This window comes from Candidatus Binatia bacterium, from assembly GCA_036563615.1.
In the GTDB taxonomy this organism is placed as follows: domain Bacteria; phylum Desulfobacterota; class Binatia; order UBA12015; family UBA12015; genus DATCMB01.
Window position 1 is genome coordinate 161,673 of the sequence record DATCMB010000023.1, and the last position, 19,023, is coordinate 180,695.

General features: G+C 72.0%; 20 protein-coding genes. 9 read left to right on the forward strand and 11 right to left on the reverse strand.

Annotation, left to right across the window (positions count from 1 at the left end):
• Positions 1–9: 9 nt before the first annotated feature.
• The 3 genes from VIS07_21945 to VIS07_21955 form a co-directional block, all read right to left on the reverse strand.
• A complete protein-coding gene (locus VIS07_21945) occupies positions 10–1,140 on the reverse strand; it encodes an acyl-CoA dehydrogenase family protein (protein HEY8518182.1) in 1,131 nt (376 codons plus the stop codon).
• 24 nt (positions 1,141–1,164) lie between these two features.
• On the reverse strand, positions 1,165–2,328 hold the full coding sequence (locus VIS07_21950; protein HEY8518183.1) for an acyl-CoA dehydrogenase family protein: 1,164 nt from the start codon (positions 2,326–2,328) through the stop codon (positions 1,165–1,167).
• A gap of 111 nt (positions 2,329–2,439) precedes the next feature.
• Positions 2,440–2,787, reverse strand: a complete 348-nt coding sequence (locus VIS07_21955; protein HEY8518184.1) for an MGMT family protein — start codon at positions 2,785–2,787, stop codon at positions 2,440–2,442.
• Positions 2,788–3,000: 213 nt separating this feature from the next.
• Between VIS07_21955 and VIS07_21960 the strand changes: the two genes are divergently transcribed.
• The gene (locus VIS07_21960; GenBank protein HEY8518185.1) at positions 3,001–3,870 is read left to right on the forward strand and encodes a hypothetical protein; all 870 of its coding nucleotides are present in this window, start codon (positions 3,001–3,003) and stop codon (positions 3,868–3,870) included.
• An 81-nt stretch (positions 3,871–3,951) separates the two neighbouring features.
• Here VIS07_21960 and VIS07_21965 read toward each other — a convergent pair whose 3' ends face one another.
• A complete protein-coding gene (locus VIS07_21965) occupies positions 3,952–4,365 on the reverse strand; it encodes an FxLYD domain-containing protein (protein ID HEY8518186.1) in 414 nt (137 codons plus the stop codon).
• 92 nt (positions 4,366–4,457) lie between these two features.
• Here VIS07_21965 and VIS07_21970 point away from each other — a divergent pair, with 92 nt between their 5' ends.
• The 4 genes from VIS07_21970 (at position 4,458) to VIS07_21985 (ending at position 8,621) form a co-directional block, all read left to right on the forward strand.
• A complete protein-coding gene (locus VIS07_21970; protein ID HEY8518187.1) occupies positions 4,458–5,129 on the forward strand; it encodes a TetR family transcriptional regulator in 672 nt (223 codons plus the stop codon).
• On the forward strand, positions 5,126–6,541 hold the full coding sequence (locus tag VIS07_21975) for an FAD-dependent monooxygenase (protein ID HEY8518188.1): 1,416 nt from the start codon (positions 5,126–5,128) through the stop codon (positions 6,539–6,541). The genes VIS07_21970 and VIS07_21975 overlap by 4 nt, the downstream gene beginning before the upstream one ends.
• 140 nt (positions 6,542–6,681) lie before the next feature.
• Positions 6,682–7,860 carry an acetyl-CoA C-acetyltransferase gene (locus VIS07_21980; protein ID HEY8518189.1) on the forward strand — a complete coding sequence of 393 codons (1,179 nt, stop codon included), beginning with the start codon at positions 6,682–6,684 and terminating at the stop codon, positions 7,858–7,860.
• Positions 7,857–8,621, forward strand: coding sequence for an SDR family NAD(P)-dependent oxidoreductase (locus VIS07_21985; protein ID HEY8518190.1), 765 nt, complete (start codon positions 7,857–7,859; stop codon positions 8,619–8,621). The genes VIS07_21980 and VIS07_21985 overlap by 4 nt, the downstream gene beginning before the upstream one ends.
• 10 nt (positions 8,622–8,631) lie before the next feature.
• Here VIS07_21985 and VIS07_21990 read toward each other — a convergent pair whose 3' ends face one another.
• Both VIS07_21990 and VIS07_21995 read right to left on the reverse strand, forming a co-directional pair.
• Entirely contained in the window at positions 8,632–10,278 is a 1,647-nt protein-coding gene (locus tag VIS07_21990; protein ID HEY8518191.1) for a glycosyltransferase family 39 protein, read from the reverse strand.
• A gap of 144 nt (positions 10,279–10,422) precedes the next feature.
• On the reverse strand, positions 10,423–10,860 hold the full coding sequence (locus VIS07_21995; protein ID HEY8518192.1) for a GNAT family N-acetyltransferase: 438 nt from the start codon (positions 10,858–10,860) through the stop codon (positions 10,423–10,425).
• A 146-nt stretch (positions 10,861–11,006) separates the two neighbouring features.
• Between VIS07_21995 and VIS07_22000 the strand changes: the two genes are divergently transcribed.
• Together VIS07_22000 and VIS07_22005 are read left to right on the forward strand one after the other, a co-directional pair.
• A complete protein-coding gene (locus VIS07_22000) occupies positions 11,007–11,840 on the forward strand; it encodes a transporter substrate-binding domain-containing protein (GenBank protein ID HEY8518193.1) in 834 nt (277 codons plus the stop codon).
• A gap of 12 nt (positions 11,841–11,852) precedes the next feature.
• Positions 11,853–12,161 (forward strand): Dabb family protein, encoded by a 309-nt coding sequence (locus VIS07_22005; protein HEY8518194.1) that lies wholly within the window; start codon positions 11,853–11,855, stop codon positions 12,159–12,161.
• 78 nt (positions 12,162–12,239) lie between these two features.
• Here the strand turns inward: VIS07_22005 and VIS07_22010 are convergent, their stop codons facing one another.
• The 3 genes from VIS07_22010 to VIS07_22020 form a co-directional block, all read right to left on the reverse strand.
• Entirely contained in the window at positions 12,240–12,533 is a 294-nt protein-coding gene (locus tag VIS07_22010) for a hypothetical protein (GenBank protein ID HEY8518195.1), read from the reverse strand.
• Positions 12,534–12,617: 84 nt separating this feature from the next.
• On the reverse strand, positions 12,618–12,980 hold the full coding sequence (locus VIS07_22015; GenBank protein ID HEY8518196.1) for an RNA-binding protein: 363 nt from the start codon (positions 12,978–12,980) through the stop codon (positions 12,618–12,620).
• A gap of 283 nt (positions 12,981–13,263) precedes the next feature.
• Positions 13,264–15,318 carry a hypothetical protein gene (locus tag VIS07_22020; protein HEY8518197.1) on the reverse strand — a complete coding sequence of 685 codons (2,055 nt, stop codon included), beginning with the start codon at positions 15,316–15,318 and terminating at the stop codon, positions 13,264–13,266.
• A 166-nt stretch (positions 15,319–15,484) separates the two neighbouring features.
• On the opposite strand from VIS07_22020, the gene VIS07_22025 reads away from it, so the two are divergent.
• Entirely contained in the window at positions 15,485–16,417 is a 933-nt protein-coding gene (locus VIS07_22025; GenBank protein HEY8518198.1) for a hypothetical protein, read from the forward strand.
• An 84-nt stretch (positions 16,418–16,501) separates the two neighbouring features.
• Here the strand turns inward: VIS07_22025 and VIS07_22030 are convergent, their stop codons facing one another.
• Both VIS07_22030 and VIS07_22035 read right to left on the reverse strand, forming a co-directional pair.
• Positions 16,502–17,071 carry an NUDIX hydrolase gene (locus VIS07_22030; GenBank protein ID HEY8518199.1) on the reverse strand — a complete coding sequence of 190 codons (570 nt, stop codon included), beginning with the start codon at positions 17,069–17,071 and terminating at the stop codon, positions 16,502–16,504.
• Positions 17,072–17,088: 17 nt separating this feature from the next.
• Positions 17,089–17,511, reverse strand: a complete 423-nt coding sequence (locus VIS07_22035; GenBank protein ID HEY8518200.1) for a CoA-binding protein — start codon at positions 17,509–17,511, stop codon at positions 17,089–17,091.
• Between the two features lie 131 nt (positions 17,512–17,642).
• Between VIS07_22035 and VIS07_22040 the strand changes: the two genes are divergently transcribed.
• Entirely contained in the window at positions 17,643–18,971 is a 1,329-nt protein-coding gene (locus VIS07_22040; GenBank protein ID HEY8518201.1) for a sulfatase, read from the forward strand.
• Positions 18,972–19,023 lie beyond the last annotated feature (52 nt).

Consider the following 19,023-nt stretch of genomic DNA (forward strand, 5'->3'; position numbering starts at 1 on the left):
CCCGCGCTATCACCCCAGCGCGCGCGACGCGATACGGTCGCCGAGCCGCACCAGGTGCTGCGCGGCGCCGCCCAGCGTGAGCTCGATCTGCCGCGTGCGGCGGAAGTAGCGGTGCAGCGGGTACTCGGTGTCGACGCCGATGCCGCCGTGCAGGTGCTGCGCCGCGTGCGCGACGCGGAAGCCGCCCTCCGCGGCCCAGAACTTCGCGGCGTCGAGCGCGTCGTCCGCGTCGAGCCCGGCACCGAGGCGCCACGCTGCTTGACGTGCGGTGAGCGTCACCGCCTCGGTGTCGATGTAGGCGTCGGCCGCGCGCTGCGCGACGGCCTGGAAGGTCGCGATCTTCTGCCCGAACTGCTCGCGCTCGGAGGTGTGTGCGGCGGTCAGGCGCAGGGCTTCCGCGCAGACGCCCGCCTGCAGCGCGCACAGGCCGGCCGTCAAGCGCCGCACCATGTGCTTGACGATCTCCATGCCGTCGCGCGTGCCGCCGAGCACGTCGGCGTCCGTGACCCGAACGTTCTCGAGCCGGACGTCGCACAGCAGGTCGAAGGTGGTCGCCTCGCGACGCGTGAGCGTGACGCCGGTCGCGTGCGGCTCGACGAGGAAGACGGCGCAGGTGTCGTCCGCGGTGCGCGCCGGGACGAGCAGCAGGTCCGCGACGTGCGCCGCGGCGACGAGACGCTTCTTGCCGTCGAGCCGCCAGGCGCCCGGGCCGCGCGTCGCCGTCGTGCGCGGCAGCGTCGCGACGAGCTCGTCACCCTCTTCGAGGAGCGCCGGCGCGAGCAGCAGCGAGCCGTCGACGACGCGCGGCAGGATGCGGCGGCGCTGCTCGTCGTTCCCCGACGCGTCGACCGTCATCGCGCCGCCGACGACCGTCTCGAGATAGGGCAGCGGCGCCACCGTGCGTCCGACCTGCTCGAGCACGAGGCACGCCTCGACGATGCCGAAGCCGCCGCCACCGACGTCCTCCGCGAGCGGCACGCCGAGCAGCCCCGCCTCGGCGAGCTTCTTCCACTCGTCGGTCGCGATGCGGTCCTCGCTCGCCTCGATCGCGCGCAGGCGCTCGCGGGTCAGCGACTCGCGCAGGATCTGTCCCGCGAGGTCCGTGATCGCACGCTGGTTCTCGTCGAGCTCGAGGTCCATCGCTTCGTCCTCTCTCGCGGCGGATCAGTGGCGCGGCACGCGCGGCATGCCGAGGCCGAAGAGCGCGATCAGGTCGCGCTGCACCTCGTTGGTGCCGCCGCCGAAGGTCAGGAACAGCGTGCCCTGGTAGGCGCGCTCGAGCCGTCCGCGCAGCGGCGCGTCGGGGCCGCGCAGCGTGCCCGCGGCGCCGAACACCTCGAGCAGCAGGCGATAGGCCTCGCAGAAGAACTCGGTGCCGAACACCTTGGTGGCGCTCGAGACGGCCGGGTTCACCGACGGCGAGGTCACCGCCTTCCAGTTGATCAAGCGCAAAAACTCGAGCTTCGCGTGCACGCGGGCGAGGTTCATGCGCACCCACTCCTGGTCGATCACGCGGCGTCCGTCGGAAAGCCGCGTCTCCGCGGCCCAGCGAACGGTGTCCTCGTAGACCTTCTCGACCATGCCGGGCGGTGCGATCGCGACGCGCTCGTAGTTGAGCTGGTTGGTGATCAGCTTCCAGCCTTGATTGACGCCGCCGATCAGCGCCGAGCCCGGCACGCGCACGTTGTCGTAGTACGTGTTGGTCGTGCCCGACGAGACGAGCGTGTGGATGATCGAGTACGAGAAGCCGGGCGTGCTCGTCGGCACCGCGAAGATCGAGATGCCCGTGTGCTTGGGCGCGTCCGGATCGGTGCGCGCCGCGAGCCAGATGTAGTCCGCGTAGCCGGCGAGGCTCGTGTAGATCTTCTGCCCGTTGATCACCCAGTCGTCGCCGTCGCGCACCGCGCGCGTCTTGAGCGACGCGAGGTCGGTGCCGGACTGCGGCTCCGTGTAGCCCACCGCGAAGTGCAGCTCGCCGGCGAGGATGCGCGGCAGGAAGAAGCGCTTCTGCTCCTCGCTGCCGAACTCCATGATGGTCTGCGCGATCGCGTTGATGGTCAGCGCCGGGATCGGTGCGAGCGCGCGCCACGCCTCGTCGTAGAAGATGAACTGCTCGACGAGGCCGCGACCTTGCCCGCCGTATTCCTTCGGCCAGCCGATGCCGAGCCAGCCGTCGCGCCCCATCTTGCGCACCGCCTCGAGGCAGTGCGGTCCGCCGGTGTCGCCGCGCGCGACCTCGGCCTGCACCTCGGGCGTCATCAGCTCTTCGAAGTAGGCGCGCAGCTCGGCGCGCAGCGCCTCCTGCTCGGGCGTGTAGGCGATGTACATCGTGCGGGTCCTCTCGGGTGGGGCTTCCCGGCGGTCCGGCGACGTTGCCGGCGCGACGTCGCGCGGTCAAGCGACGAACGCGCTGGCGTTGCGTTTCGCGCGTGCGGTCGCTCAGCGCGCGCGCGGCTTCCAGCCGTAGCGCGCGAGGTCGACGCGACCGCGCGCGAGCTCGACGCCCTCCTCCTCGAGGAGATCGCGCTGCACGTCCTCCCAGCCGGGCGCGGAGCGCGGGCTCACCTCGCCGCGCGCGTTCACCACGCGGTGCCACGGCACGTCGCTGTTCCCGTCGAGCGCGTGCAGCGCGTAGCCCACCTGGCGCGCGTGTCCGGCGAGGCCGGCGAGTCGCGCGACCTGACCGTAGGTCGCGACCTTGCCGCGCGGGATGCGGCGCACGACGGCGTAGATCCGCGTGCGCGGGTTGGACTCGGCTGGACGGGACGCGCGCCGCTTCGGGGCCATGTCGCCGTATGACGTGCCTGCCGAGGGGAGTCGAGAGCCGCGCGGTTGGCGCGGCGCGCGATCCTCGTCGTGGCGGAGCGCCACGCGACGCTCGTCGCGGTGGAGCAGCGCGCGATCCTCGGCGTGGTAGCAGGGCAGGCGCGGGCGCCGTCGCCACGCGCTCGCGCCGAGCCGGTTGAGCGGCGTGCGGCGGTCTGCTTACCGCGTCGCGACGTGCCCGCCGTCTCGCAGACCGAGCGCTCGGGCGAGCTCGACGCGCTCGCCTATCCGCCGCCGCTGCGCTTCGCGCGCGCCGGCTTGCTCGTGATCGCCGCGGGCGTGCTGGTCGTCCTGCTCTTCCGTCAGGCGGCGATCGACCCGCTGCTGCCGTCGTCGCTGGTGCTGCGCGCGGTCGCGTCGTTCGCGCTGCTGCCGTGGGTGGCTGCGTACCTCGTGCGGCGCGCGCTGCGCGCGCGCATCTCGATCGAGCGCGGCGTGCTGAAGGTGCAGGTCGGCGGGCAGGCGTTCGACGTTGCGCTCGACTCGATCGCCGCGGTCGAGCCGTGGCGCGTGCCGCTTCCCGAGCCCGGCTTCGTGCTGCGCCTCGAGTCGGGAGAGCGCTTCCCGCTCGGGCTCGCGGCACGCGAGCCGACGCCGCTGCTCGAGGCGCTCGCCGACGCCGGCGTGGCGTCGGCACGGGAGGCGACGTCGAAGCTGGTCTTCGTGTGGGCGCGCGCCAAGGCCTGGGCGGGCCCCTGGACCTGGCGACACCTCGCCGTCAAGTATCCGCTGTTCGCGCTCGTGCCTGGGGGCTTGCTGCTCCACGCGCACCAGAGCGTGGCCTGGGGCGGGCTCATGGGGCAGTGGCACCTCGAAAGCCCGGTCGCGTGGGCGTGGACCGCGTTCGCCTACTGGCTGACGGCCACGGTGCACCTCGTGCTCTACGCGAGCGCGTGGCGCGCCGTCGTCGAGCTCGCGTCGCTCGTCGGCGCCGCGGGCGGCGACGCGGCGGCGCGACGCACGCGACGGCTCGCGGAGCTGATCGCGCGCCTCGCGTACTACGCGGGCGTGCCGCTGCTGCTCGCACAGTACGTGACGCTGTGAGCGCAACGGCGCCGCAGCAGAAGCGCTCGGGTGCCGACTCGCTGCCCGCGTGGCAGGCGCGCGTGCCGTCGCGCTCGCGCGTTACTGCGGCATCACCTCGGCGAAGTAGTCGTGCACGAGGTTGCTGCGCGGCAGGTTCGCCTCGAACAGCGCCGTCCCGCCCTGCGGCGGGATGGTGTCGGACAGCGACGGGGTGATGACGCGGGTCAGCGCTCGTCCCTGAGCGTCGCGCGCCTCGACCTTCACCGACAGCCGGCTCACCGGCTGGTCGGTCTTGTTGACGATGGTGCCCACGAGCTTGACCAGCGACGGGTCGCTCGCCGGCTCGGCGTGCAGGTCGACGATGACGAGCCCGGTGCCTCCGCCGGCGGCATCGCCGCCGGCACCGGTTCCGGAGCGCGTCGCCGCGCACGACGCGAGCAGCGTCGGCAGCGCGCACGCGAGGAGCAGCGCGAGCGCCCCGCCGCGTCCGGGGGATCGACGGAAGATGCTCATGCGGCGGTCATATCCCGTCTCGCGCGGGCGTGCAGCCGCGCACACCGGAGGATGTTGCATCAGCGATCAAAAATAGACTAGAGTACATCATTATGGCGGCGTCACGTGATGCTCTGGTCTTCGTGGAGGCCACCGCCGCGTCGCGGCGCGAACGCAAGAAGGAGCGCACGCGGCGCGAGATCTTCCTCGCCGCGATCGAGCTCTTCGCTGCGCGCGGCTTCGACGCGGTGACGATCGACGACGTCTGCGAGGCGGCGGACGTCGCGCGCGGCACCTTCTTCCTGCACTTCCCGAGCAAGGCGGCGTTGCTCGTCGAGTACGGACGCCACATGACGCAGGAGCTCGCGGAGCTCCTCGACGGCCACCGCGGCGGCGCGGTCGCCGCGCTGCGAGCGGCGTTCCGGCATCTCGCGCAGCGCGCGTCCGAGCGTCCGCAGGTCGTGCAGCTCGTCGTCCGCGAGGTGATGTCTCACCCGGAGGCGCTCGAGCACCACGGGCACCAGACGCGCGACTTCGCGGAGGTGCTCGCGGGCGTCGTGCGCCGCGGGCAGACGGCCGGCGAGCTCCGCGCCGGCGTCGATCCGCAGCTCGCCGCGACCGTCCTGGTGTCGACCTACCTCGCGGTGGTGCACGAGTGGGCGCGCCGCGCGGGCGACTTCGATCTCGAGACGACCCTCGAGCACAGCCTCGATCTGATCCTCAACGGGCTCGCACGTCAGCCGGGCGTCGTGCGCGGCGGCGCGCGAAGAAAGGCGACCCGATGAAGAACGGCACGGCGGTGGTCATCGGCGGCAGCATCGCCGGATCGTGTGCGGCGCGTGTTCTCGCCGATCACTTCGAGCGCGTCGTGGTGCTCGACCGCGACGCCTTTCCGCAAGGTCCGCTCGGACGTCCGGGCGTGCCGCAGGGCCGTCACGTGCACACGCTGCTCGCGCGCGGCTGCGCCGAGCTCGAGCGTCTCTTTCCGGGATTCGAGGAGACGATGCTCGCGCGCGGCGCGATGCGCATCGACTTCGGGCTCGAGTTCGCGCGGCTCGGACGCGAGGGCTGGGCGCCGCGTCAGCCGGGCTCGGTGCCGACGCTGTTCGCGAGCCGCAACCTGCTCGAATCGATCGTGCGCGAAGCGCTCCGGCGCGTGCGGAACGTCGAGGTGCGCGAGCGCTCGACGGTGACCGGGCTGCGCGCGACCGACGGACCGGAGCGTCGCATCCGCGCGGTGTGCGTCTCCGGACCGGACGGCGAGCAAGAGCTCGCGGCGGACCTGGTCGTCGACGCCGGCGGACGCTCGTCGCACGCGCCCGAGTGGCTGCGCGAGCTCGGCTTCGAGCCGCCCGCCGAGACCGTGGTCGACTCGCACGCCGGCTACAGCACGCGCTGGTACGCGGCGCCGGCGCAGCTGCCGAGCGAGTGGTGGTGGAAGGCGATCTGGATCGAGTTCGACTTCGATCACCCCGAGTCGTCGTACGCGGGCGTGCTGTTCCCGGTCGAGAACCGGCAGTGGATCGTGACCATCGCTGGCGCTTCGGGTCACTACCCGCCGAGCGACGAGGAAGGCTTCACGCGCGCGCTGCGCGAGCTGCGCTCGCCGATCCTCGCCGAGGCGGTCGCGCGCGCGACGCCGATCTCGAAGGTCTACTCGTACCGCGCGATGGCGAATCGGCACCGGCACTACGAGCGCTGGCCGGTGCGCCTCGGCGGCTTCGTGGCCGTCGGCGACGCCGCGTGCACGTTCAACCCGGTCTACGGTCAGGGCATGACGTCGGGAGCGCTGTCGGCGCGCATCCTCGGCGACTGCCTCGCGCGCCACGACGCGCGCGCCGTCGACTTCCCGCGCCGCTTCTTCCGCGCGCAGGCACGCCTCCAGCGCGACGCCTGGACGATGGCGACCGGCGCCGACTTCCGCCTGAAGGCGACCGCGGGCAAGCGGCCGCTCGGGTTCAGCTGGTCGCTGCGCTACATGGACGAGCTGTTCCACGCGACCTACGACGACCGCGCGCTGCGCACGCGCGTCTCCGAGGTGGTGAACATGCTGCGTCCGCCGTCGGCGCTGTTCTCGCCCGGCGTCGCGGCGAAGGTCCTGCTGCACGCGGCGCGCCGCGGCTTCCGGCCGATCCCGCCGGCGGACGAGGTGCCGGCTCTGCCGCCGCTCGACGTCGTGACCGAGCGCGCCGCCTGACGAGCGCGTCGCCCGACGACGCCTCCTCGATCTCGATCCTCGCTCGCACGAGCGCCCTCGCGGCGCGCCGTCGCGCACGGTAGAAGCGCCGTGCACGCGCCGGCGAGCCTCGTCCGGCGCACCAACCCGCGAGGAGAATCATGGAGCAGGCATACATCGTCGGCGCGGTGCGCACGCCCGTCGGGAGGCGCGGCGGCAAGCTGTCGGGCTGGCATCCCATCGACCTCGGCGCTGCGGTGCTCGACGAGCTGATCGCGCGCACCGGCGCCGACCCCGAGGCGATCGACGACGTCATCTTCGGCTGCGTGAACCAGGTCGGCGCGCAGGCGGCGAACGTCGCGCGCAACGCGATCCTGGCGTCGAAGCTGCCGGAGTCGGTGCCCGGGACGACGGTCGACCGTCAGTGCGGCTCGTCGCAGCAGGCGGTGCACTTCGCCGCGCAGGCGGTGATGGCCGGCGTGCACGACGTCGTGATCGCGGGCGGCGTCGAGGTGATGAGCCTGGTGCCGATCGGCGGCAACGCGATCGCCGGGCACAAGCTGGGCTACGGCGCGCCGTACGGCAAGGGCATGAAGCGTCGCTACCCGGGCGCCAAGTTCAGCCAGTTCGCCGGCGCCGAGATGCTCGCCCAGCAGCGCGGCCTCGACCGCGAGCGGCTCGACGCCTTCGGGCTCGCGAGCCACCAGAAGGCGGCGCGCGCGACCGACGAGGGACGCTTCGCGCGCGAGATCATGCCGATCGAGGTGACGCGCGAGGACGGCACCACCGAGACCATGACCGTCGACGAGGGCATCCGCCGCGACGCGAGCATGGAGGGCATGCGCGCGCTCAAGCCGCTCAGCGAGGTCGGGCTCCTGACCGCGGGCACGTCGAGCCAGATCTCCGACGGCGCCGCAGCCCTGCTGATCGTGAACGAGCGCGGGCTCAAGCGTCTCGGCGCGAAGCCGCGCGCGCGCATCGCCGCGATGACGCTCGCGGGCGACGACCCGGTCGTCATGCTGTCGGCGCCGATCCCGGCGACGCACAAGCTGCTGCAGCGCTCGGGCATCAAGATGGCGGACATCGACCTCTACGAGGTCAACGAGGCGTTCGCGTCGGTGCCGCTCGCGTGGCTCGACGAGTTCCGCGACGCGGACCCCGAGCGCCTGAACGTCAACGGCGGCGCGATCGCGCTCGGCCACCCGCTCGGCTGCACGGGCGCGAAGCTGATGACGACGCTGCTGCACGAGCTCGAGCGCCGCAACGCGCGCTGGGGCCTGCAGACCATGTGCGAGGGCGGCGGTCTCGCCAACGCGACGCTGATCGAGCGTCTGTCGTGAGCAAGGGCGCCATCATCACGGGCGCGACCTCCGGCATCGGTCGCGCCCTCGCCTGCGAGCTGGCGCGCCGCGGCTGGCAGCTCGGCCTGTGCGCGCGCCGCGGCGCGCAGCTCGAGGAGGTGCGGCGCGAGATCACCGGCGACACCGCGGGTGCGCGCGTCGAGACCGAGGTGCTCGACGTCACGGACGTCGACGCCGTGCAGGACGTGATCCCGCGCCTCGCGCAGCGCGTCGGCGACGTGCGGCTCGTCGTCGCCAACGCCGGCATCGGCGGCCATCGTCTGGTCGGCGGCGACGGCTTCGCGCGCGACGTCGAGATCATGCGCACGAACCTGCTCGGCGCGATGGCGACGGTCGACGCGGCGGTGCGGCTGTTCCGCGCGCAGGGCGGCGGGCAGATCGTCGGCGTGTCGTCGGTCGCGGGCTACCGCGGCCTGCCGGGGAGTGCCGCGTACTCGGCGTCGAAGGCGGGGCTCAACGCCTATCTCGAGGCGGTGCGCGCCGAGGTGCAGGGCACAGGCATCACGGTCACGACGCTCGCGCCCGGCTACATCGACACGCCGATCAACCAGCACATGAAGTCGCGCCCGTTCCTGGTCAGCCCCGAGCAGGGCGCGCGCGCTGCGGCCGACCTCATCGAGCGCGGCGTCAACGAGGCGACGGTGCCGGTGTTCCCCTGGAACGCGGTGTCGTTCGTGATGCGCAACCTGCCGGACTTCGTCTGGTACCGCGCGATGCGCGGCCAGGGCGAGCGCCGCTGACGGGGCGCGCTCAGCGCGCGCGCTCGAGCACGTAGATCGCGCCCGAGCGTCCGAGCCAGCGCTCGTAGGGCACGCGGTCGAGGATCGTCCAGCCCGGCAGCGGCTGGTTCGCGAGCTGGTAGGGGAGGATGCCTCCCTCGTCGGTGAGCCACGGGAAGACGACGCGGCCGTCGGCGGCGCGCGGCTGCTGGTCGGGCTCGCGCACGAAGTGCAGCCAGCCGTTGACGACGTAGCCGCCGTCGATCTGCGCGTCCGGCACGCCGCGCGCGCGTAGCCGCGCGACCCCTTCCCACAAGGCGCCGCCGTAGGCGAGGTGGTCGCGCACGCCGACCGCGCTCACCAGCGCGAAGACGATCACGCCGGCGAGCGCGACCCCCGGGCGCAGCCGCGGCCGCGCCGCCAGCGCGAGCGCGACCAGCAGCGGCAGCAGCGGCAGCATGTAGCGGTCGTAGAACAGCCACAGCACCGCGATCAGACCGAGGTGACCCGCGGCCGACCAGGCGAGGAACGCTTCCTCCGCGCGCAGCGGTCGCAGCGCGAGCGCCAGCACGACGGCGAAGGCGACGAAGGCGACCACGGTCACCGCGGCGCTCGCCCACGCCGGCACGACGAGATCCGGCTTCCCTGCGACCAGCGACTCGCTCGCGCCGAGCTCGGTCCACGTCCAGGTGAAGGTCGGCGCGAGCGGCGGCGGCCAGTCGACGCTCGCGAGCCACGCGACGACGACCGCGAGCGCGAGCACGCCGAGCACCGGCAGCGCGCGGCGCAGCGTCGCGCGATCCGCGATCGCAGCCGCGAGCGGGACGAGCGCGAGCCCGACCGAGCCCGCGGCGAAGAGCAGCGCCTGCAGCGTGAGCTCCGGACGCCCGAACAGCGTCTCGAGGATCCAGCGCCTGCGGAAGGTCGGCGAGCCGACGACGTGCGACAGGTCGGCGACGCGCAGCGCTACCGCGTCGTTCCACGCGAGGAGCAGCGCGAGGAAGACGACGGGTGCGGCCGCGGCGAGGAGCCGCCGCGGGCGCCGTCCCCACGCGCCGGCGTGCAGCGCGAGCGTCACCGTCGCCGCGATCGGCGCCGCGACCGCGACGACGCGCACCGCGCAGGCGACGCACGCGAGCACGACGAACGCCGCGAGCCAGGCGTCGCTTCGCCGCCGCAGCGCGACGACGAAGCAGAGCGACGCCCAGAGCAGGGCTGCGACCATCGGCACGTCGGTCATGAACGTCGTCGCGAGCACGACGAAGACGGGGTTCGCCGCGACGAGTGCCGTGCCGAGGAACGCGTCGCGGCGCGCGACACCGAGCTCGCGCAGCAGGAGCTGCAGCGCGCACAGCCCGAGCACCGCCGCGACCCAGGTCGAGACGCGCAGCGCGACGAACGAGAAGCCGACCGGCCACGCGAACAGCGCGCCCCACAGGGTCTGCGCGACGTTCGGGTGCGCCGACCACTCGAGGATGTGCAGCCCGCGCCCTGCGAGCAGCTCCTCGACCGACCAGGCGTAGACCCAGTCGTCGACGAACGGCGCGTCCTGGAAGGGGCGCAGGACGAGCGCGACGAGAAGCCCGACGGCGAGGATCCAGCCGGCGTCCGCGAGCGCGAGCGGTGAGGGCGCGTGTGCGTCGCGCGGGCGCGCTCCCGCTTCGCGTGTCGTCGTCACGGGCGTCGTGGCCGTCGTCGGCTGCCTCACGGCCGACGAGATAGCGGAAGCGTGCCCGCAGCGCTGCGGCGGTCACGTCGCGCGCGCCGCGCTCCAGCGCTCGGCATGGCGCGACGACGGCGCGCGGCGATCCGCGACGAGCCGCTACAGCTCCTTGCGCATCGGCAGGTGCGGGATGCCGCCCTCGACGAAGCGCTCGCCGCAGACCACGTAGCCGAGACGCTCGTAGAACGACACGACGCGCTCCTGCGCGTGCACCAGCACGCTGCGCAGGCCCTGCGCGCGCGCCCCGAGCTCGAGCACGTCCATCAGCTTGCGACCGGCGCCGTGGCCGCGGAAGTCCTCGAGCACCGCGAGGCGCTCGGCCTTCGCCTGGCCGTCGACGATGCGCAGGCGCGCGGTGCCGATCGGCATGCCGCTCACCCAGGCGAGGAAGTGCGTGCAGGACTCGTCGAGCCCGTCGTTCTCGACCTCGTCCGGCACGCCCTGCTCGTCGACGAACACCGCCTGGCGCAGCGCGCGGCAGATCGACAGGTTCTCGATGCCGACGGCGTCGGCTTCGATCTGGTTCGAAACAGGCATGGCTACAGGCCCAGTGTGGCGCGGATGGCGCGCGATGTCACGGTGGGCGACATCACCAGGGCATGGACGAGCGCATCGGTTCCATGCTTCACCTGAAGGACGACCGCGTCCCGCGGGCGTCGGGTAGCGGAGGAGGAGCATCGAGGATGAGTCATTCGTTCATTTCGCGGCGCGTGCCGCGCGGGTTGCAGGTGGCGCTGGTCGTGGCGCTGGCGCTCGCCGTCGGCGAAGCCTTCGCCGCCGAGCAGAAGCCGGCCGCGGACGCCGCGCCGAAGCCGCCGGCCGAGCTCAGGGTCGGCGTCGCGACGAACTACCCGCCGATCATCTTCGAGGAGAACGGCGAGGTGGTCGGCGTCGAGGCGGATCTCGCGCGCAAGCTCGGCGAGCAGCTGCCGACCAAGATCACCTTCGTGCAGCTCGAGTGGGACGAGCTCTGGCCCGCGCTGCGCGACAAGAAGATCGACGTCGTCATGTCGGGCGTGTCGATCACCGATCGGCGCAGCAACCTGGTCGCGTTCACCGATCCGTACCTGCGCGTCGGCCAGATGGCGCTGATCCGCAAGAAGGACATGGCCGAGCTGTCGGCGCCGGACGCGATGAGCAAGCCCGGGCGCAAGATCGGCGTCGAGAAGAACACGACGGGCGAGGCGTACGCGCGCCGGCACCTCGACGAGGCGGAGATCGTCTCCTACGACTCGGTCGACCTCGCGCTCGCCGGCCTGCGCGGCGGCGAGGTCGACTACTTCATCCACGACGCGCCGACCGTCTGGCGCGTCGTCGGCCGCCCGCCGAAGGAAGATCCCGAGCTCGTCGGCCTCTACCGGCCGCTCACCGACGAGTACCTGGCGTGGGCGATCCGCAAGGAGGACGCGGGCACGCTCGGCGTCCTGCTCGATGAGAAGATCGAGCAGTGGCAGAAGGACGGCGAGCTGCAGGCGGTCATCGATCGCTGGATCCCGGTGACCAAGGTCAGCAAGTAGAGGGAGCCGGACGTGTTCGACCGCGTCGTCCTGGTCAAGCTCAAGAAAGAGTACGCGAACCCGGCGGCGCGCGCCGAGATCGCGCAGCGCGCGCTCGAGGTGCTGCGCCCGCTGCCGGGCGTGGTGTCGGTCACCACGGGCGGCCCGGGCGACGCCGCGAGCGAGGCGTCGTGGGACGTCAACATCACGGTGCGCTTCGCGAGCCTCGCCGACTTCGAGACCTACCGCGCGCACCCCGAGCACCGACGCTTCGCGGACGAGTACCTCGCGCCGCGCAGCGAGGTGCGCAAGGCCTGGACCTTCGAGGTCGAGACGCGCTGACGCGCGCGCACGTCGCGCGCGGAAGCCGCGCGTGACGCAAGCGTGCTAACGAACGACCAGCCGCCCGGCGCCGCGCGCTCAGCGCGCCGCGGCGCCGGGACGCGGCTTGCCGAGCAGCGCGATGAGCTCCTTGTCGTTGCGGCGCACGGCGTCGCGCGCGCCGTTCTTCGACCACATGCGGCGCGTGCCGGCGCACGTCGGGCAATCCGACGGCGTCGCGGTGTCGCGTGCGGCACGCGCAGCGCGCGCCGCCGCGCGACAATCCGGACAGTCGATCTCGCGGTAGCCGTTCTCGCCGGCCAGCACCACGGCCAGCTTGCGGGTCAGCAGGGCCGCGAGCTTCTCGAGCTCTTCGCGCTCCTCGCGCGTCATGCGTCTTCCTCTCCGTGCGTCGCGGACACACGACCTCCTGCGAGGCCGCGACGTCCGCACCGCACGTTTCGTTGGGAGTTCTTCTTAGAAGCGGGTGCCGCGGCCGCCGCCGAAGCCGCCCGCGCTGCGACCGCGACCGGCGCCGGCGCCGCCACGACCGCCGAAGCCGCCACCGCCGCCCATGCCGCGCGGCCGGTCGTCACGCGGCTTCGCCTCGTTCACCGTGAGCGGGCGTCCGCCGTGCTGCTGGCCGTTGAGCGCGTTGATCGCCGCTTCGGCCTCCTCGAACGAGCTCATCTCGACGAAGCCGAACCCGCGGCTGCGGCCGCTCTCGCGGTCGCTGACGACGGTCGCGCTCTCGACCGTTCCGAAGTCGGCGAAGATGCGCTCGAGGGCCGACGAGTCGACGCTGAATGGCAGATTGCCCACGTACAGCTTCCTACCCATGAAATCTGTCTCCCAATCGTGCGGGGTTCGCTGCGGGCCCTGGTTTTACTTTCAAGCCGCGATTGAAAGAGGCCGTTGTTCGTGGCCCACGAAGGCAGGAAAGCGATCAAGTACCGGTGCGGGCAGGAACGACTCTGCGCCGTACGCGACTCGTTCGACGAACCAACCGTGACCGGGCATAGCACGACTTCGCGTCCGGTACAGCAGCCCTGCGCGAGAAAATCGCGCAGGGCTGCTGTCGCCCGTCACGTCGTCTAGCGGTTGTGCCAGCGGCTGTGATTCCTCAGCGGACCGGATCCGCGAAGCACGGCCCGCCGCCGCACACGTCGATCACCGCGCCGTCGACCTTGAGGAACTCCGACTTCTGCAAGCGCGCCTCGGGATCCGCACGCGGATCCTCGTGCGAATCCTCGCCCTCGCGCGGCGGCAGATTGACGAGCGGCGGCACCGGCGCGCCGCTGTCCCAGATGACGATCGCCGAGCCGTGGTACGGGTACGACGGGATCGGCTCGATGCCCCAGTAGTACGGCTCGACGTAGGGCAGGCGTCCCGGCGTCACCGCGGGCTCGTGGATCCGCGCGCCGATCGTGCGCGCCTGGATGTTGGCCGCGTCGGGCGAAACCTGATGATCGCCGAAAGCGACGTGCATCAGCACCGTGTGCGGCGGCGTGTTGGGCAGCGGATCGTCGGTCATGTGCAGCGCGTAGCCGTTCGCCTCGCCGCGATCCCAGAGCATCTGGAGCATCAGGATGCCGATGCCGCGCTCGATCTCGTCGGGGTACGCCGGATCGTAGATCGCGCGGTACGTGTCCCAGTCGACGCTGCGCTGCAGCAGGATCGAGTAGTTCATCGCCGGGACGCCGAGCACGGCGCGCGTCCAGTCGATCGACACCGCCGTCGCGATGCCGCCCATGATCCCGCCCTGGCTGTTGCCGTCGTAGAACAGCGCCGTGCGGTCGATCACGCCCTCGCCGTTCGCCTGGAAGGCCGGGTGCGAGACCAGACCGTCGCGGTGGATCATGAGCCGCCCGAGGAAGAGCGTGTTGAGCACGCCCTGCTGCAGGCGGTCGGCCATCGTCGGGAAGTTCGAGATGTCGCCCAGCGTGACGACCGCGTTGCCGATGTCCTCCTCGGACATGCCGATCCACTTGGTCGCGCAGAACACGAAGTTGTGCTCGTTCGCCATGCGCCGGACGTTGCCCGCGCCGACCTCGCGCTCGCTGCCGAGGAGCCCGTGTCCGTACACCGAGGGACGCGCCGGCACCGCGCTGCCGTTCGGTCCGGCGAGCGCCGCGTGCGGCACGATGCACTGGAACACCGCCTCGTACGTGCCGTTCACCTGCGGCAGGTCGCTGCCCGCGTAGTTGAAGCGCGTCCCGGGCCCGCCGTCGCCCGTCAAGTAGAGAGGCACCTCGAAGGTTCCGTACACGCGCCGGGCGACGAACTCGTCGACGTTCTCCTCGACGTTGTCGACGGTGAACCTCGGCGCCTGATCACCGAGCCGCGCGAACGCGTCGTCGCGGATGTGCAGCATGCGCTCGGTCAGGTTGCGCTGGCTCGCGACCGTGAAGTCCCAGGCGAGGAAGAGCGTCTCGTCGCGCGCCACGCCGGCCGCCTCGAGGTCGGCGAAGATGCGCTCGAAGCGGTCGCGCTGCGCCTCGACCTCGGGCACGTTCGAGATCAGCCGGTCGCGGTAGGCGCGGAACACGTCGCCCGCGTGGATCAGGTCGCCGTTCGCGTTGCGCAGGCGGCGCAGCGCGACGACGTGGCGGTGTCCCTCCTTCAGGTTGCGCGCCGGACGGATGTAGAGCACGCGCGCGTCGTCGCTCTCGACCGACGCGTCGAGCTCGGAGAAGTACGGGATGCGCTCGCCGGTGACGGTGTCGAGGATCACCGCGGGCGAGTCCTCGGCGAGCGAGCCGCCGATGTTGGCGACGCTCACGAGACCCGTGCGCTCGAGGTCGATGCCGGGAATGAAGGTCGAGATCTGCGAGCCCGGGCTGAAGCCGTCGTTGCGGTTCCACTCGGTGGTGTCGACGTGGACGCCGTCCTTGTTGCGGATCGCCGACGCACGCTCGATGTGGATGCGCAGCCCGGTGTCGGTCGACGGGTCGGGACGCGTGAAGAAGTTGCTCGGGAAGGGGAGCAAGCAGTGCCGCTGGTCGAGCGGGTCGCAGCGGTCGGGATGCTCGACGATCAGGTCGATGGTCTTGCTGGAGTCGCTGTCGCTGCAGCCGACGGCGACGAGGGTCAGCACGGCGGCGGTGAGCACGCCGGTGAGCGCGCGGAGCACGCGGTTGTCGTGCCCAAGAAACGGGCGGCAGGCTCGTTCGTTCATCCCGCCCTCATACCCGGGTCGGGGCCAGGGGCGCCAGCCGAATAGCGTAGGGCCTCGCGCGTTGACTCGAAGGACGCGGCGGGCGAAGAGCGGTCCATCAGCCTCGGTTCAAGGGCGCGAGCCCCGCGGCCGTAGGATCAGGTTGGCGGTGGAGGTGGCACGGCCGGTGGAGAGGTCCCGAATCGCAGCGTTCGGCGTCGCGACGCTGCTCGCGATTTGCCTGCTGGTCGCGAGCCCGCGCCCGGCCGCCGCGCAGGTCGACCCCGACGAGGGGCTCGACGTGTCGGTGAACTACGTCTACGCGGCGCAGCTCGGCTTCGGCGGCTACCGGGTGGGCGGGCTCTCGGTGAACGTGTTCTCGCTTCCGCTCCAGTACGTGCTGCACGACGTGCTCTTCGACTGGCGGCTGCGCATCCACTTCCCGATCCAGTACGGCGACTACGACTTCAAGGGGACCTTCGTCTTCGACGACGAGGCCTTCGGCCTGCGCGCGAGCCAGCACACGCTCAGCGCCGAGCCCAAGCTCAAGCTCGAGATCCCGGTGCTCGACTGGTGGACGGTGTCGATGATCGGCGCCTGGGGCTTCGGCGGAACCTTCGACACGCGCGTCTACGTCCGCGACCAAGGTGGACCTTGGCAGCGCTTTCGCGAGCTCGAAGACGACGTTTGGTACTACACCTACCAGGTCGGCGTGAGCAGCCTCATGCAGACGCAGGTCGACCGCTGGACCCTCGGCCTCGGCAACGCGTTCATCTACGCCGGCACGGCGGACTTCACGAGCGATCCCGACGCCGAGGCCTACGGCGCGCTCGAGACCGGCGTCGAGGCGCGTCACCCGCTGGGCTTCAAGGTGTGGGACTACGAGCCCGACGCGAGCCTGTTCTTCATCTGGTACTACTTCACGCCGAGCCTCGAGTTCACCCGCGTCCAGCAGGCGTCGCTGCGGGTCGACAACGTCTACGAGGTCGGCATCTCGATCGGCGCCGACCCGTCGACGCCGTTTCAGCTGCCGGTCCTCGGCAACCCGCGCATCGGCATCAGCTACCGCGTCGGCAATGACCTCGACGCGATCCGCTTGAACTTCGGCTTCCCGTTCTGAGCCGCGCGCGGCGCGCGCTGCGCGCGAATGCGGCGCGCTCAGCGGCCCGTCCCGGCTCGGCGTGGCTCGCTCGGCCTCGCTCGCTCAGCGGCCCTGCTCGCGCCGCCAGAGGTCGAGCAGGTGGAAGGCCGAGACGACCAGCGCGTGCGTGATCATCCCCTCGCGCACGAGCCGCGGGATGTCGGCGAGCGGCACGAGCTCGACCTCGGTCTCCTCGGTGGTGTCGAAGCGCGGGTCGTGCAGCTTGGTGACGCCGCGCGCGAGGAAGGTGTGCAGCACGTTGCCCTGGATCGCGGGGTTCGGGTGCAGCGCGCCGAGCGGGACGAGGTCGTCCGAGTCCCAGCCGGTCTCCTCGACCATCTCGCGACGCGCGGCCTCGCGGGGCGAGGGGTCCTCGTCGTCGACCATACCGCCCGGGATCTCGAAGGTGAAGTCGCCGACCCCGTGCCGGTACTGGCGGACCATCACCACCTCCTCCTGCGCGGTCAGCGGCACGACGTTCACCCAGTCGCACGCCTCGAGGACGAAGAAGTCGTGCTCCGAGCCGGTGCGCGGCGAGAGGCTGCGGTCGCGACGCAGCGAGAACACCCGGCAGCGGTACACCATCTCGGTGTCGAGCCGGCGCCACGGCTTGATCTTGACGGGTCGCTGCATGTCGCGGGAACGAGCGGTCAGAAGAGACGACGGTACTCGATGGCAGGGCAGCGGTCCATGACCACCGTCAGGCCCGCCGCGCGCGCCCGCTCGGCCGCCGCGACGTCGATCACGCCGAGCTGCAGCCACAGGATCTTCGCGCCGATCGCGAGCGCGTCGTCGACCACGCCGGCGACGAACTCCGGACGGCGGAAGACGTCGACCATCTCGACCGGCTCCGGCACGTCGCGCAGGCTCGGGTAGCACGTCTCGCCGAGCAACGAGGTCTCCATCGGGTTCACCGGGATGACCCGGTGCCCGCGCTGCTGCAGCAGGCGCGCGATGCGGTGGCTGTCGCGCGACGGATCCGCCGAGCAGCCGACGACCGCCACGGTGCGCGGCGTGGCGAGGATGTCGCGGATGACGTCGTCCGGCGGGTTCTCGAAGCGCGACGCGCTCACCTCGCCATCCTCCGGTTGCAGGCTGCACGACGCAAGCGTCGCCCGCGCGTGAACGCTGCGCTCCTCGCGTCGCGGCGCAAAATCCCCTTGAGCCATGAAATATCGCGCCGTAAACGACGTCTGTGAGCGCCGTGACTCCCCGACGCAGCAACGTTCTGGGATCGGCGATCCTCGCCGTGCTGCTCGGCTGCGCGCTCGCCGCGTGCGAGATGCGCAAGGCGCCCCGCAGCGCGCCCCCCGACGTGATCCTGATCGTCGTCGATTCGCTGCGCGCCGATCGCGTGCGTCGCGCGCTCGACGGCGACGGTCGCATGCCGAACCTCGCTCGCTTCGCCGAGGACGCGGTGGTCTACGAGCGCGCGACCAGCCCCGCGACCTGGTGCGTCCCCGCGCACGCGGCGCTCTTCACCGGACGCTGGCCCTCGTTCCACGGCGCCGAGCGCCGGTTCCGCGACGGCGAGGAGTGGGTCGCGCCGATCGACGCCGAGGCGCGGACGCTCGCCGAGCTGCTGCGGGAGCGCGGCATGCGCACCGCGGCGTTCGTGCCCGGGCGCACCGATCTCGCGAGCACCCTGGGCTTCGACCGCGGCTTCGACGACTGGGTCGACGACGCGCGGCTCGCGCAGTCCGCGGGCTTCGTCCCGGCGATCGCGCGCTGGCTCGCGCTGCGTCCGGGGCCGGTGTTCCTGCTGGTCGGCATCGACGACCTCCGTCGCGCCAAGGTGCCGGCCGAGGGAGGCGGTCTGCAGCTCGTGTCGCGCGCCGAGCTCACCAACCTGCGCGCCCGTCACGGCGGCATCTCGGACCAGGAGCGGCTCGAGCTGGCCGAGTCCTACGACTCCGGTCTCGAAGCGGTCGACCGCACGATCGGCGAGCTGCTCGGCGCGCTGCAGGCCGAGGGTCGCTACGCGGACGCGCTGATCATCGTCACCGCCGACCACGGCGAGCTGCTCGGCGAGCAGAACCTCGTCGGACACGGCTGGCCGCCGTACGAGGGCGCGGTCAACGTCCCGCTCATCGTCAAGTATCCGCGCGGCGAGCGCGCCGGCGAGCGCGTCGACCGCCGTATCTCGGCGCTCGGCATCTTCGCGACGGTGCTCGAGCAGGTCGACGTGCCGCTGCCCGACGGCGCCCAGGCGCGGCCGCTCGACGACCGTCATCCGGTGTGGGTCGAGGACGTCGACCGGCAGGGGCGCAGGCTGCGCGCGGGCTACGACGGCCTGCGCAAGAAGATCATCCGCGTCACCGACGGCGAGCAGATCGACATCGCCTGCGTCTACGACATGTACAACGATGCGGAGGAGCGCCGACCGGAATGCGGCGGACCCGAGGGGCCGCTGCACGGCGCGATGGCGTCGTTCAGCCAGAAGCCGCGCCCGGGGCAGCCGTCGAGCGGCCTCGCGCGCGCCGGCGACGAGCGTAGGAACCCCCCGGAGCGCCCCGAGCGCGCGCCCAACTGACGTTCTTCGCCGCCCCGTGCCGCTCTGCTAACAGCCTCGGCGGGGGCTCTCC

Excerpts from the sequence above, each read along its gene's own strand:
- VIS07_21975 (HEY8518188.1), top strand. The coding sequence starts at position 5,126 with ATGAAGAACGGCACGGCGGTGGTCATCGGCGGCAGCATCGCCGGATCG.
- VIS07_21945 (HEY8518182.1), bottom strand. The coding sequence starts at position 1,140 with ATGGACCTCGAGCTCGACGAGAACCAGCGTGCGATCACGGACCTCGCG.
- VIS07_22010 (HEY8518195.1), bottom strand. The coding sequence starts at position 12,533 with ATGACGCGCGAGGAGCGCGAAGAGCTCGAGAAGCTCGCGGCCCTGCTG.
- VIS07_21995 (HEY8518192.1), bottom strand. The coding sequence starts at position 10,860 with ATGCCTGTTTCGAACCAGATCGAAGCCGACGCCGTCGGCATCGAGAAC.
- VIS07_22000 (HEY8518193.1), top strand. The coding sequence starts at position 11,007 with ATGAGTCATTCGTTCATTTCGCGGCGCGTGCCGCGCGGGTTGCAGGTG.
- VIS07_22030 (HEY8518199.1), bottom strand. The coding sequence starts at position 17,071 with ATGCAGCGACCCGTCAAGATCAAGCCGTGGCGCCGGCTCGACACCGAG.
- VIS07_21980 (HEY8518189.1), top strand. The coding sequence starts at position 6,682 with ATGGAGCAGGCATACATCGTCGGCGCGGTGCGCACGCCCGTCGGGAGG.
- VIS07_21950 (HEY8518183.1), bottom strand. The coding sequence starts at position 2,328 with ATGTACATCGCCTACACGCCCGAGCAGGAGGCGCTGCGCGCCGAGCTG.
- VIS07_21955 (HEY8518184.1), bottom strand. The coding sequence starts at position 2,787 with ATGGCCCCGAAGCGGCGCGCGTCCCGTCCAGCCGAGTCCAACCCGCGC.
- VIS07_22020 (HEY8518197.1), bottom strand. The coding sequence starts at position 15,318 with ATGAACGAACGAGCCTGCCGCCCGTTTCTTGGGCACGACAACCGCGTG.
- VIS07_22015 (HEY8518196.1), bottom strand. The coding sequence starts at position 12,980 with ATGGGTAGGAAGCTGTACGTGGGCAATCTGCCATTCAGCGTCGACTCG.
- VIS07_21965 (HEY8518186.1), bottom strand. The coding sequence starts at position 4,365 with ATGAGCATCTTCCGTCGATCCCCCGGACGCGGCGGGGCGCTCGCGCTG.
- VIS07_21970 (HEY8518187.1), top strand. The coding sequence starts at position 4,458 with ATGGCGGCGTCACGTGATGCTCTGGTCTTCGTGGAGGCCACCGCCGCG.